Consider the following 15,040-nt stretch of genomic DNA (forward strand, 5'->3'; position numbering starts at 1 on the left):
TTTATGTACCAAATAATTTTCTATCTCGGTACATGCTAAATCTTACAGTGCCCATTATAGCATTATTCAGAGAATTTTGTATAGGTTGAATTTCTAAATTTACACAATTGAAGGAAAAATATAAAACAAAAGTACTATACTATCAAGGCTTCTAACACTCTTATGAAAAACAAAAAAATAATTTTTTTTTAATTCAAATGGATTCGTCCAAGATTTTATAAAAAATAAACACAGACCTTTGGCCTGTGTTTATTTTTTATAATTATATGTTATTCAGCTGATCCTACACTTGCCCACTTGTACTCATACGTAGCACCCATTGGGTTGTTAATTACACCTTGAATCTTAGGTGAAATTAACTGTGCACGTGCACTTTGATACAATGGAGCAACCGCTGCATCTTCAGCTAAGATCTTTTCAGCTTCAAGGAAAGCTTCAAAACGCTTAACTGGCTCAAGAGCTAATTCATCTCCAGCTTGTGCAATTAACTTGTCATACGCTGGATTTGAGTAACCCATGTGGTTGTTTCCGCCATCTGTTACCCATAGATTTAACCATGTGTTAGGATCGATGTAGTCAGGACCCCAACCTGCGAATTGGATATCATAATCCTGAGCTGTGTCTAACTCTAGACGTTGTTCAAATGGTACTTGTTGTAACTCAATTGAAAGACCTGGAAGGTTTGTTTCTAATTGGTTAGCAATATATTCGTTTAGTAATTTGGCAGTTTCACTATCTCCTGCTAAGAACCCTAGAGTAACTTCAGATTTACCTAGTTCCTCTAGACCTTTTTCCCATAGTTTCTTCGCTTCTGCAGCGTCGAATGTTACTAGATCACCATTGATTTCACGGAAGTCTTCTCCAGTTTCAGGATGTGCAGCAAAATTCTTTGGTACAAATCCGTTAGAAACTACAGAACCGTTATTGATAATTTCATCTACCATTGCTTGTTTGTTAATAGCTTTACTAATCGCTTTACGAATATTCACATTCGCAAGAGCATCTGATTTTGTTTGGTTCATTTTCAAATAGAATAATGTTGCTTCTTCTGTAATTGTAAAGTCTTTATGTGAAGAATATTGGTCAACAAGGTCAGAAGAGATACCTGCACGGTCTACTTCACCTTTGTTATATAAATCTACTCCAACCTGTGGATCTTTTACTACGTCGTATGTCATTTTTGTAATCTTTACAGTCTCAGCATCCCAATATTTTTCGTTTTTAACTAGATTCCATTTTGAAGAAGTACTTTTCCAAGCATCTAGCAAAAATGGTCCGTTAGCTAACAACGTTTCAGAGCTTGTAGCATATTGGTCACCTTGCGCTTCAACAAACTTTTGGTTTAACGGTAAGAAAGTACCGAAAGCTGTTAATGATTCAAAATATGGTGTTGGTTTTTCAAGCGTTACTACTAAAGTATAATCCCCTTCAGCTTTAACACCTAACTCTTCAACTGGCTTTTCACCAGCAGCAATTGCTGTAGCGTTTTTAATTACGCCACCCATCATGTATGGACCATATTCAGAACCCGTATCAGGGTTTACTGCACGTTGCCATGCATAAACGAAGTCATGTGCTGTTACAGGATCTCCGTTTTCCCACTGTGCATCTTCACGTAATGTAAATGTCCACGTTAACGCATCTTCACTTACAGTATGCTCAGTCGCAATACCTGGCATTAATTTCGTGTCTTCCCCTAGACGGTATAGACCTTCCATCGTAGTCCCTAAAAATTGGAAAGCGTACTCATCAGTAGCCATTGAAGCATCCATTGTAGGAATGGTATCTCCATTAATTAGGTTAAGAACCTGTTCTACTTCTTCTCCGCCTTCAGCTGCTGCTTCTTCCTTCTCATCATTTCCTTCTGATCCCTGTGAATCAGTACCGCCTTCTCCTCCACCAGAGCAGGCTACCATGAAAATACTTAGCAATAAACCTAATGCCAAAAGTAATGAAATTTTAGAAAATTTCATGGCTAATTTCCCTCCCTTTTATTTTTATGTACCAACTTGATTGTTTTGGTACATGCTGAAACTTACAAAAAGATTATACCACTATTCAGATAATTTTGTATAGGCTTAATTTCAAAATTGGGTGAATTTATTTTAAATTATTCAAGATAGTTCAAAGATACTAGAAAAAAGAGCTATATATTTTTTTATAATTTTTCCGAATCAAAGGGATACAATCTATTAGAACAAGGTTATTTTCTTTTTCAATTTGGATTCAATTTCATGAAAATTGTATAATAATTTGTGGTAAATATTAGAAATAAGTAGTAAACTAACTTTACAGAATTTTATTGAAATAGATTAGTTTGGGGGGATTCTATGAAAATAGTAAGAATAATTGTTTTTTATTTTCTGGGGATTATTGGTATCAGCTGTATAAGTGTATTTCCTCAATTTTTAGCAAGTGATGGTCTGGCGAATCCATTAAAATATTTTAAACACCTAGGAACTTTTTTTGTCGATCTGTTCAAAAGCGAGTCCTGGGTTTACCGTGTTATGAGTGAACCATCAAAGTATATAGAATCAAAAGTTATTGCGGAATTTCCCCTTTTTGAAACACTTTGGGATGCCTTTATCTATTCAATGGAAATATTTCTAGGGGCAATAGTCTTAGGATTTACATTGGCACTTTTATTAGCCCTGTTGGCTAATTTTTTACCAAAGAAACATTCTATATTGCTAAAAAAACTTTTAAACTTTCTTGAGGCAATACCTGATGTAGTCATAGCTGTATCTTTACAAGCACTAAGCGTGTACCTATACAAGTCTTTTGAGGTTGATTTGTTCCGTGTAGCTGGCTATATGGATACTAAAATTTACTTTGCACCAATTGTAACATTATCCATTATCCCAATGATTTCCTTGTTCAAAGTTTTGCTTTATCACATTGAAGAAGAGTTTATAAAAGACTATGTGCTTTTTCTAAAAAGTAAAGGTATTAAGAAATTAGGGGTTCTTCTTCGTCACATGTTGAAAAATGTACTAATTACAACATTCCAACACACTAAAGTAATCATATGGGCAACGTTGTCTAGTCAGTTTATCATTGAATATTTGTTCAATATTAACGGGATAACTACTGCCATCATTGAAAGTTTTTCACCGATGACAATTGCGGTCTCATTGGCTTTAATCTTCACACCTTTCTTTTTCTTTTTTCAACTTATGGATATGTGGTTGTATGGTGATAAGTTATATAACGATGGAATATCTTTCAAAAATAAACACTCCTTTTCGATATTTACAGTTTTGTCATCTATCCGATGGTCAAAACTGCACATTAGACCATTTCAAATCGTCAAATACTTATGGTCGATGATTATTACACATGTAAAAAATGTTAAATTTACTATTGGAATTCTATTTTTTGTTGTTATGATTAGTGCTAGTTTTATTTATTCTATATCCACAAATGACCATATAGATCAGGTACTTATGATTTACGAAGAAGATGGAGTAACGATCAAAAGTACACCAATACATCCTCCAAGTGAAATACTTATACTTGGATCAGATTTTTACGGATATGATTTATTAGATATGCTTCTAATAGGAGCAAAATACACTTTACTGTTTGGGTTATTAATTGCTTTCTTACGTGTAATCATTGGTTTGCTAGGTGGAATTCTATACGCCTTTACACTAAAAGCTCGGCAACAAGTATGGCTAGAAAAACTGGTGGATTCTATACACTTCCTACCGTTAGCTTTAATTGCGTACATATTTCTTAAACCTATACTACCAGTTGGATCATTAGATTACTCAACTCCCGACCGGATTATAATTGAAGTAGTCATCTTAACCTTACTTGTTGTACCATTGACAACTGTTTTAATTGGAAATAATATTAATATTATTTTAAGTAAAGAGTTCATTATGAGCGCAAAAGTATTAGGCGGAAGTAAACTGCACCTACTACGTCATCATATATTGCCACATATTGGACCAAAAATGACTATCCTTTTTGGTCAACAATTTATTCAAGTATTGTTTCTCTTTATACATCTTGGAGTAGTTCAGCTCTTTTTCGGAGGAACAATTGTAGAAGGAGGTGCCATATATCCAGACATGTCTGTTACCAACGAGTGGGCTGGTCTGATTGGCGCTTCAAAAGAGGAAATTCATGGCGGTATGCACTTTTGGGTTTTATTTTTCCCATTACTTGCTTTTATGTTAAGTATATTTGCAATGCAATTAATCATAAAAGGTGTTGAAGAAGTGCAGCAAGCTAAAATCGGTGTTCTTTATAAGTTCCAAAAGAAAAAGCGGGAACCAGTTCTAAGCGAGGAAAAACCAGAATACACAATTACAGAAGAAAGCTTTACAACCATCAGATAGTATTGATAATGATGAAAAAGAAAAACCGGGCGATAGTTTAGTTCACGCCCGGCCTTTTTGGTTTAGAGGATATCTATTTTATGCCCACCACATATCAGCAGGTTTTTCTGCTATATGAACCCTTTTTAAATTCGCAACTGCTTTAGTAAAGCCCTCATTGATTGACATAATCGGATCCTCATGTTCGATACTTACAACATAATCATAACCATACGTACGCAATGCACTAATAATATTCGACCATTCTTGAATTCCATGCCCATACCCAACGGATCGGAAACTCCAAGCACGGGTTTGGACTTCACCATATGGTTGCATATCGGTCAATCCGTACATGTTTACATTCTCTTGATCGATGTAGGTATCTTTTGCATGAAAATGATGGATAGCATTTTCTTTGCCCAAAATTTTAATTGCTGCGACCGGATCAATCCCTTGCCACCAAAGATGACTTGGATCTAGGTTAGCTCCAATCGCATCACACGTTGCCTCGCGTAACTTGAGCATCGTATACGGTGTGTGTACTAAGAATCCTGCATGAAGCTCAAGACCAACCTTCACGCCATGATCCTTCGCAAATTGCCCTTGTTTTTTCCAGTAAGGAATTAGCTTTTCTTCCCATTGCCACTGTAAGATATCCGAGTACTCACTCGGCCATGGGGTAACTGGCCAATTCGGATATTTGGCATCCTCGTGATCTCCAGGTGTTCCGGAAAATGTATTAACTACCGGCACATTCATTCGCTCAGCTAGCTTTACAGTTTTCACAAATGCCTCATGTGATTCTGCTGCAAATTGTTTATCTGGAGAAATTGGATTTCCATGGCAACTAAATGCACTAATCGTTAAACCACGAGAATGAACTTTTTCCAAATAATCGTTTCGTTTTGCTTCACTTTCCAAAAGCTCATCAACATTACAATGCGCATTTCCAGGATGACCACCTGTTCCAATTTCGACTGCCTCGAGACCAGAATCTTTTACATGATCAAGCATTTCTTCAAATGATTTCTCTGAAAATAATACAGAAAATACACCTAATTTCATATGTATCACCCTTCCATGAAGTCTACAATTAACCCAATCTGACACTCTTACCCATTTCACTACTTTGATAAATTGCTTCTATAATTTTCGTCACTTGTAACGCTTGTTCTGGTTTTACAATTAACTCTGCTTCACCTAAACAACTCGAAACAAAATTTTCAGCCTGGAGTAAACCAGCATTATCTTCTATCGAGGCGAACTTTGCTTCATTGCTAAAAAATGTTCCGTATTTTGCTTGGTACAATTCGAATGGATAAACATTCAATCCACCATCAACACCTGAAATACTTAAACTTGTTTCATCTTCTTTAATGTTCGCAGCCCACGAGCATTCGAGCATCAACGAAACGCCATTTTCAAATGTGATGTAACCTGTAACATGATCATCTACATCAAATGTTTCGTGATTAAAAGCTCCCCACTCATTCAACTGATTTGGCGTTTTACTCAGACGATTGTATGTGGTCCCCATGACTTCCACAGGTTTCAGATCACCAAGTAGCCAAATCGCTAAATCAAGAAAATGACAGCCCCAATCGATTAAACTACCTCCACCCTGCAAATCCTTATTTGTAAATACTCCCCAGCCTGGAACTTTGCGACGTCGCATCGCACGAACACGGGTTACAAGTGGATCGCCAATTTCGTTATTTAAAATAGCTTGTTTCGCTACACGTGCTTCCTGTGTATGACGATAGTGGTAGGCGATCGATAACTTTGAATTCATTTTCTTCGCTGCGGCAATCATTGCTTCACATTCCTTTGTCGTGATTGCCATTGGCTTTTCACATAATACGTGCACACCCGCTTCTAGTGCCTGTATTGCAATTGTCGCGTGAAATTTATTTGGCGTACAAATAGTTACCGCATCCACTACAGAAAACATTTCAGTGTAATCGTCAAAAACTTTCGGAATACCAAAATTATCCGCAACCTCTTGCGCTCGTTCGCCGTTCAGATCTTGAACAGCGAAAAGCTCCACTTTATCATTTAAAGCTAAATATGCAGGTATATGTCTGTCTTGTGCAATCCCGCCCACTCCGATAATTCCCATTTTTAGTTTCATGATTTTACTTCCCCTTTTACTGCAACTACTTCGTTTTTATTTCTTCTAAAGGTTTGGCATTTCCATAGTCATGCTTTGGTGTATTTGTATTTTTTGCCCATTTCACACCGTTCTTAATAACTTGTTGAATCTCTTTATTGTGATACGTTGGGTATGTTTCATGACCAGGTCTAAAGTAAAAGATTTTTCCTCGACCGCGACTAAATGTTGCACCACTTCGAAAAACCTCGCCACCTTCAAACCAGCTTACAAAAATCAATTGATCAGGCGCAGGAATATCAAAATGTTCACCATACATTTCTTCTTTTTCTAATTCAATGTATTGGCCAATTCCCTCCGTAATAGGGTGACTTGGGTCAACAACCCATAGTCGTTCCTTTTCATCCGCTTCACGCCATTTTAAATCACATCCAGTTCCCATCAGCTTTTTGAAAACTTTGGAAAAATGCGCAGAATGCAGAACTACTAATCCCATTCCATCTAACACACGTTGCTTCACTCGTTCAGCAACCTCTTCCGTTACATCTTCATGCGCTATATGTCCCCACCACACGAGCACATCTGTCTCAGCTAACACCTCTTCGGTCAACCCATGCTCTTTTTCATCCAAAGTTGCAGTTCGCACAACATTTCCGTCTTCCTCTAAAAATTCTGCTATCGCTCCATGAATCCCCTTCGGATATACTTCTGCAACTACTGGGTTTTGTTTTTCATGCCGATTTTCGTTCCAAACCGTTACGTTCATGTTTCCTCACCTCGTTATTAATTTACTATTGCCCGTAAATTGTCCTGGTTTAATTTGGCGCTTACCATTGGATCGTGATCAAAATCCTCTTGTTCAACTATTAGCCATTCCACTTGGTGATTTTTTGCTGCTTGCAAAAGATCTTTCATATTAAACGCACCAAAGCCAATTTCAGTACTTCTCCTTCTACCATCTTCCTCAATCATGTCCTTAATATGTAGCGAAATCAGCCGTTTGCTATAGGTCTCCATTATATTTGTTGCTGGATAACCAGCATAATTTGCCCAAAAGCAATCCAATTCCATTTTAACCAAATCCGGATCAGTGTTTCCAAACAACAAATCAAATCCAGTAGTACCATCGTATAGATCAAATTCAAATTGGTGGTTATGGTAAGCAAACGTCATTCCATCTTCTCTACACTTTTGACCGACTAGATTCAACTCTTCTGCTAATCGCTTGTAATCATCGCGAGAACGACGTTTTTCTTCTGAAACATACGGACAAATAATCAAGTCATTGTTGATTTCTTGATTATACAAAATCGCTTCCTTTAGCTTATCATCTTTTAACGAATCAAGGTCTGTGTGACTACCCGCAACATGAAGTCCTTTCTCGTTCAATACCTTTTTCACTTCTGTTGCAGGTGTATCAAAAAAACCAGCAAATTGTATACCATCATAGCCCATGTCTGCTACTTGTCGAATTGTTCCTAAAAAATCTTTTTCAGCCGCAGTTCGGACAGAATACATCTGCAAACCAATAGCTCCGATAGGTCATTCTCCTCCCCAAAGTTAGTAATCTATTAATTATTAGAAAACTTGGTTGTCACCAGGTCTCTTTAAAAGTAAATGCTACAAACTAGTGAAAATTTAAGTCTAGCATCGACCGCTACGGAAAAACACTGCGCTTTCCGTGGGCAGCTGATGAGCCTCCTCGAGCTTACGCTCTGCGGGGTCTCATCTAGGCTTCTGCTCCCACAGGAGTCTCCGTGTTTTTCCTCCGCTAATGTAGTGCTGTAAATTCCCCTTAGTTTTACGTACTATTTGATTAAATACAATACACTTACTAATTGGATTTTTGATTGGAGCGTAGGACAGTCGACTCCTGCGGGAAAAGCACGAGTCTGAAGGCCCCGCAGAGTGGTTTTCTCGAGGAGACTGAAGCCGTGCCCGCGGAAAGCGACTGACCGGAGCGGAAATCAACATAGCACTTACTTAGCTCGCAGTTTACTTCGACTGCGAATCTGTCTAATCTTTACTTTACGTTACTCTTGTTGAATACTCAAAAAATAATCAGATTTTATACATTATCATGTTGTTAGGAAAATTCGACATTCGCCTAGACTTATAGCGGGTGCCAAGATTTCCTTATAAGTTTTACCATAATTTATACTTCCTAACGTTAGAATACTACACGGCGCCCTTCAAGGTTAGACAGCACAGCACCATCATTTATTTTTGTTAATTGAAGTACATCTTCCTTCGTTATACTCGGTTCAATTCCATCACGAATTTTAGCCACCCATTGTTCCATAGGCTTACGTACAGTTGGTAATTCGTCTTTAAGCTGTATCCATTCTCCATTACCACGATGCACAGTTCGAAGCCGAATCTCACCGTCAACACAGTAAAGTGTCCCTTCAGTCCCGTAGATTTCCAACTGAAACGGACTCCCATGCGATACAAAGCTAGTTTCAATAACACCAAGTGCACCAGATTCATAATCGACAATCACAGCAGCACTCATATCCACATCATGGTTAGCACCTTTTTCCAATCGAGCATAAATCGCACTCGCTTTCCCTGCCAATCGATTGGTCAAGTATATAGGATGTGCACCAAGATCAATGAGAGATCCACCACCAGTTTGTTGCTTATTGAAAAATCGGGTTGGTAACCAGCCGTGATTTTTCCCATGCGGTATCACTGCCCCGTTATGCGCTAACCTGCAACGAATCATTGTCAATCGCCCAAGAACTCCTTCCGAAACAACATTTTCTGCATAGAGGAATTCTTTTTCTGTTAACCTTGGCATGGAAACCATTAATTCGACGCCTTGCTTTTCGACCATTTCATAAATTTCTTTACAGTCTTTTACAGTGAACGCTAGTACTTTTTCCGTGAATATATGCTTATGATGCTTAGCTGCCTCCATAATGACTGTTTTATGCAAGCTGGTTGGCGTAGTTACGATAACAGCGTCTATTTCCGGGTTTGATAAAACAATTTCCAAGTCGCTTTCGAAAGACACACCTAACTCATCAGCCCAAGCTGCACCACGCTCAGCATCTTCATCCCAGACAACGCCAATCGATAATTGTTCATTTTCCTGAACCTCACGTGCATAGTCATCAGCATGTACATGCCATCTACTTAACATTGCAACCTTCACGTCAAGACACCTCCTTTACTTGAAGTCATTTTTACGGAAGCTAGATTCGCTTAATCAAAATATACCGCTTTCCCAGTTTTTGCAGATTCATAAATTGCTTCTAATATTTGCGTTACAACAAGAGCCTCATGTGGTTTTACAACAGGATCGGTATCGTTCAACACACTTTCGACCCACAAACGAGCTTCAAGATCTGCATCACTCTCCGATTCTCCGTCATAAAAAGCTACACCACTGTTGTCGAGCTCCACATTGGTCGTATAAAGCTTTCCAAATTCTTCTCCATTAATACGCAATCCGTCTTTCATATCTGCGCCGCCTGCCGTTCCACTTAACGAGCATTTCGCCTCATCAACCTCAAGTGAATTCAGTGCCCAAGCAGATTCAAGAACAATTGTCGAACCATCTTCCATTGTAATAAATCCAAATGCAGAATCCTCCACTGTGAATTTTTCAGGATCCCATGAACCCCAGGCATTTGCAGCATCTTTATGCTTTCCTAGTTTGTGAAACGTCGACCCCATTACTGATTTTGGCTTGTAATTGTCCATCATCCATAGCGTCAGATCAAGTGCATGTGTTCCGATATCAATTAACGGTCCACCTCCCTGCTTTTCTTCGTCTAAAAAAACACCCCATGTTGGTACCGCACGACGACGGATGGCGTGTGCTCTTGCAAAATAAACATCACCTAGATCTCCGCGTTGTGTAACTTTACGTAAATATTGACTATCCTGTCTGAAACGGTTCTGATAACCAATTGTCAATTTCTTCCCTGTTTCCTTAGCTACCTTTACCATTTCTTTTGCTTCTGCGGATGTTTTTGCCATTGGCTTTTCACACATTACATGCTTATCAGCACGCATCGCAGCAATCGAGATTTCCGCGTGTGAATTATTTGGTGTACAAACATGTACGACATCAATCGAAGCATCGTTTAATAATTCCTTATAATCCTCATATACAGCCGCTTCTGCTATCCCATATTCATCAGCAGCTACCTGCGCCTTTTGTACATCGATATCACAGAACGCCACAAGCTCAACTTGCTCTAACTTTTGTAAGCTTGGCAAGTGTTTACCATTCGCAATCCCACCACAGCCAATAATTCCTACACGTAATTTTTTCATCGTACATCATCCTTTATTGTTTATTACTGTTAAAAAAATTCTTCTACTGACCGCAATGGAGAAAACCCTTTCTAAATGCGGCATATTTCTGATTTAAACTCTTAATCGATATAAATTGTTCACTAGTGAAAGTTCATTTTAAAAATGACATTAACGTTTCTTTCCCCCGGGAAAAATCCAGTGGTAAAGTAGCATTTGCGTTGGCATACAAGCTAGCGGACACACGATTCCTTATTTGTGAATAATAAGGGTAAACGTGGCAGTTTACGGACTGAGGATACCTTATTTAGGTTAAAACAGATGCAAATCATCCTTTTTTACCTGAATAAGACACCTTGTGTCCGTTAATCTTCAAAATTACGCCAAATAAGTAAAATAAGGCATCCTCTGTCCGCTACTAAGCGTCACAGGCATAATACTGTACAACTGAGAGGGAAAATTCACATTCCCACATTTATTCCTTAACCGAACCTGATGTTAGTCCGGACACAATTCGTTTTTGGAAAAATAATACGATAATAACGATCGGTATCGTCACGATTACCGTTGCAGCGGAAATATCGCCCCATGGTATAGAAAATTGACTTTGATACAACGAAATTCCAACTGGAACCGTTCGCCATTCATCAGCTGTATTGATCGTTAATGCAAATAAGTATTCATTCCAAGCTGCAATAAATACTAAAATTCCAGTTGTAAAAACACCTGGTGCTGCAAGCGGGAATATAATTTTCCGAAACGTTTGAAACGGACTAGCTCCGTCAAGCTTTGCTGATTCTTCAAGCTCATATGGTATTTTTTGAAAAAACGTCGACAAAATCCATATCGACAACGGCAAACTAATTGTAATGTATGGAATTACCAGACCCATATAGCTATTGCGCAAATTTAGGCCAGTAATTAGGTTAAACATTGGCGAAATAATTGCGATTTGTGGAAACATCGACGCCGCAAGAACAACACCCAATATTAAACCTTTTCCTTTAATCGGCAGACGTGTCACCGCATAGGATGCAAACGATGCGAATGTCAATGATAGAATTGTAGTTAATGTAGCAACAACAAAACTGTTTAGCATATAACGAAGCAACGGTCGATTCGTTAGTGCAGCAGTATACGATTCGAGTGTCGGATTATTTGTAAACCACTTATACGATGAAAATATTTCACCGGGGGGCTTGATCGAAGTCAAGAACACCCAAATAAATGGAAACATCACAAGGAACACAAATAGTACTAGAAAAATATAGAATCCAATTCCTGCTCGTTTATTCATCTTCGTCCCCCCTTATTTTGAACGGCCTGCAAATAACTCAGATCCGATTAATTTTACATAGATAAAGCTAATAATAGCTACACAGATAAATACAATAACGGAAAGCGTTGAGCCTTCCCCAAAATTTTGTTGCGCAAATAATGTTTTATACGCATAGATGGAAATCGACTCGGTCGCATTTGCCGGTCCACCACCTGTTAATACGTAAATAAGATCGAACACTCGAAATGCATCTAGCGTTCTAAATAACAATGCTACTAGAATAGAAGATTTGAGTAGTGGTAGAGTAATTCGCCAAAATTGCTGGAATTTGTTCGCTCCATCTACATCGGACGCTTCATACAATGATGCAGGTATTGTTTGTAATCCTGCTAATAAAAGTAAAGCCATGTACGGCGTTGTTTTCCATACATCTGCTAATATCACCGAAAACATTCCACCTTCAGCTGTCGATAAAAGCCATGCGGCATCTGGAATAAGATTTAGTACTTGCAAATAATGTGCAACGATTCCTGACTGGCCATCGTATAAAAATCCCCACATCATTGCTGCAACTGCTGTCGGAATTGCCCATGGTATCAAAACAGACGCCCGGATAATTCCCCGACCTTTAAACGCACGATTAATTAGGAGTGCGATTGCAAGTCCGAGGACAAGCTCAAAAGCAACAGAGACGACGGTGAAAAACGTTGTATTCCAAAGTGATTTCCACATTCGTTTGTCTTGTAGGTAATTGATGTAGTTATCCAATCCAACAAAATTAGATTTCAATATCGTTTCACTTGTATTTCCAAGTAATCCAGCTGTTTGTTTAAACTGTTCACTTAACATGTCATCATTAATTGTTTTAGAAATTTGCAGGAGATCCTTTTGATACGACTCCAATGCAGAACGGTAAGTCTTTGCAAAATCATTCTCTACCTCAGAGTACTTTAACTCCTCATTCGTAACAGGTTCATAGGCCATCAACATTTCATTGATTTTATCCGCCTTTTGCTTTATTGCATCATCACTAAGCAACTCACTGTGGTACTTCGTGACACCTTCTTCAATCGAAGTAATCGTTTCCTTCACTTCAGGTTTTTCAGCTTTAGATTTCAGATCTTCTAACTGATTTTCAATATAAAAATAGTTATCTAAATAATTTTCTAAATCAATATTTGACCCTAGTAACGTTTCCGACCGTGCGGGATCATTCAACCGATAGTCAAACAAACTATTCCAGAATGACTGGGCAACCGGCCAAAGTACAACAACTACTACTAGAATTAAAGATGGTATTACCATTGCATATCCAAGCTGCTTTTCATTCAACTGAAATCGCGGTTTTTTCTTATTACCCATTCGTACCCCCCCTTACTATGATGCTGAATATGTAAAATTACGAGTTTGATAGAAAAGGCAAGATGAGGGTTTCCTCCCATCTTGCCTTATACTGTTATTTCTACCTATTATTCATTAACGGCCTTTTCAATTTTTGTTTGCATATTTTTCGCTGCTTCTTCAGCAGTTTGCTCTCCAGTTAACGCTTTTGAAAGCTCGATTTGCATAATGTCAGAGATCACAGGGTAAATTGGTGTTACTGGTCTAGGAACAGCACTTTCCAATACTTTTACGAACTCTGGATTAGCAAATAATGGACTAGCTTCCTGTACTTCTGGATCATCATAAAGAGCTTTAAGTGTAGGAGCAGATCCACCCTCAATAGCAGTGATCTTCTGTCCTTCTGGTCCAGTCATGAACTTCACAAATTCCCAAGCAGCTTCAGGGTGCTCAGAGTAGCGGTTGATCATTGTCATCCATCCACCAAGTGTAGCGGCGCTTCCTGCGTCACCCTTTGGAAGCGTTGTAATTTCAACATTACCTACAACTTTTGAACGTTCTTCGTCAGCTGCAGATGCTTGCATGTATGGCCAGTTACGAGCAAATACTGATTTCCCTTCAATAAATGCTGTTTCTGTTTCCACTTCCATAAAGTTTAAAATGTTATCTGGAACAAAATCAGAGTTGACAATTTCTTGCATTTTCTTAATTGCCTTCACTGTTTCCGGACTATTAGCCACAACATTGTTGTTTTCATCAATGATTTGGCCACCATATGATGCAATGAACTCAATTGCGTTACAAACTAATCCTTCATACTGCGCTGCTTGCATTAAGTATCCAAATTCAGTTCCTGCTTCACCTTGTAACTTGCTAGCTTGCTCAATTAGCTCATCCCACGTTTCTGGAGGATCTTCCACAATGTCAGAACGGTAGTAAAGCATTCCAGCATCTGTGAACTTTGGCATTGCCCATTGTTTTCCATTAAATTTACCCGAAGCTACTGCCCCTTCGAAGTAAGCACTCATATCAATGTTATCCTTTTCAATAAAACGGTCTAGCTCTAATGCGTAATTTGCTTGTGCAAATTCTGCTGGCCAGATTACATCCGCATCAAAAACATCGATTTCAGAGCTTTGTGCACTGAAAGCGGTTACATATTGATCATGTTGTTGCCCCGTATCCGCAGGCATTTCCCGAAACTCAACATTAATGTTTGGATGCTTTTCTTCAAATGCTGCAACAAGCTTTTCGTTAGCACCAGTTGTATCGACACCACGAGCGTAAACAATTGTTACTTCCTCTTCAGAAGCCTTTTCATCTTCTTTTGTGGTATCGTCATTCGAATTATCAGACGATCCTTCTGCATTATCAGTCGAATCTCCGTTGTTACAAGCTACTAAGAAAAAGACCATGGCGATTACAAACAGAATTCCTACTGTACTTTTCCAGAACTTCAAATTAGTTCCCCCTTTAATTTTAATGATTCCACCTTTTTGAAATGGATTATAAACGAATGATGCAAACTTAATTTTCAAAAAAATGAAATCGATTACATCTTGCCTTTTATTATACAAGAACATTAACCTATGTCAATAAGAAATTTTACAGGAATCTGAAATCGGTGACACAGTAGAAAACGTAGCTTACCGACAAGCTCTAATGACGATAGCCTAAACTACACTATTGACCCCGTATCAAATTTCTTAT

The 15,040-nt window shown here is 38.4% G+C and carries 11 protein-coding genes; 1 reads left to right on the forward strand and 10 read right to left on the reverse strand.

Translation table 11 applies throughout. The features are described from left to right. Positions 1-269 precede the first annotated feature (269 nt). Positions 270-1,973: a peptide ABC transporter substrate-binding protein gene (locus ACY9Z2_RS00145; protein WP_463607568.1), complete on the reverse strand. Its 1,704-nt coding sequence runs from the start codon at positions 1,971-1,973 to the stop codon at positions 270-272. A 357-nt stretch (positions 1,974-2,330) separates the two neighbouring features. On the opposite strand from ACY9Z2_RS00145, the gene ACY9Z2_RS00150 reads away from it, so the two are divergent. Beyond that, complete coding sequence (locus ACY9Z2_RS00150; protein ID WP_463607569.1) at positions 2,331-4,349, forward strand: ABC transporter permease subunit; 2,019 nt, start codon at positions 2,331-2,333, stop codon at positions 4,347-4,349. Positions 4,350-4,427: 78 nt separating this feature from the next. Here ACY9Z2_RS00150 and ACY9Z2_RS00155 read toward each other — a convergent pair whose 3' ends face one another. From ACY9Z2_RS00155 to ACY9Z2_RS00195, 9 genes are all read right to left on the reverse strand, one after another. Next, positions 4,428-5,396 carry a sugar phosphate isomerase/epimerase family protein gene (locus tag ACY9Z2_RS00155; protein ID WP_463607570.1) on the reverse strand — a complete coding sequence of 323 codons (969 nt, stop codon included), beginning with the start codon at positions 5,394-5,396 and terminating at the stop codon, positions 4,428-4,430. Between the two features lie 28 nt (positions 5,397-5,424). Continuing rightward, positions 5,425-6,465, reverse strand: a complete 1,041-nt coding sequence (locus ACY9Z2_RS00160) for a Gfo/Idh/MocA family protein (protein WP_463608260.1) — start codon at positions 6,463-6,465, stop codon at positions 5,425-5,427. 22 nt (positions 6,466-6,487) lie between these two features. Then, entirely contained in the window at positions 6,488-7,207 is a 720-nt protein-coding gene (locus ACY9Z2_RS00165) for a ThuA domain-containing protein (RefSeq protein WP_463607571.1), read from the reverse strand. Between the two features lie 17 nt (positions 7,208-7,224). After that, positions 7,225-7,959, reverse strand: coding sequence for a sugar phosphate isomerase/epimerase family protein (locus ACY9Z2_RS00170; RefSeq protein WP_463607572.1), 735 nt, complete (start codon positions 7,957-7,959; stop codon positions 7,225-7,227). 652 nt (positions 7,960-8,611) lie between these two features. Next, positions 8,612-9,601, reverse strand: coding sequence for a Gfo/Idh/MocA family protein (locus ACY9Z2_RS00175; protein ID WP_463607573.1), 990 nt, complete (start codon positions 9,599-9,601; stop codon positions 8,612-8,614). Positions 9,602-9,651: 50 nt separating this feature from the next. Continuing rightward, a complete protein-coding gene (locus ACY9Z2_RS00180) occupies positions 9,652-10,731 on the reverse strand; it encodes a Gfo/Idh/MocA family protein (protein WP_463607574.1) in 1,080 nt (359 codons plus the stop codon). 454 nt (positions 10,732-11,185) lie between these two features. Then, positions 11,186-12,007, reverse strand: coding sequence for a carbohydrate ABC transporter permease (locus ACY9Z2_RS00185; RefSeq protein ID WP_463607575.1), 822 nt, complete (start codon positions 12,005-12,007; stop codon positions 11,186-11,188). Positions 12,008-12,019: 12 nt separating this feature from the next. Beyond that, positions 12,020-13,351 (reverse strand): carbohydrate ABC transporter permease, encoded by a 1,332-nt coding sequence (locus ACY9Z2_RS00190; protein ID WP_463607576.1) that lies wholly within the window; start codon positions 13,349-13,351, stop codon positions 12,020-12,022. Between the two features lie 107 nt (positions 13,352-13,458). Further along, a complete protein-coding gene (locus ACY9Z2_RS00195; RefSeq protein ID WP_463608261.1) occupies positions 13,459-14,745 on the reverse strand; it encodes an ABC transporter substrate-binding protein in 1,287 nt (428 codons plus the stop codon). Positions 14,746-15,040 lie beyond the last annotated feature (295 nt).

This window comes from Virgibacillus sp. GM2-2, assembly GCF_055329585.1.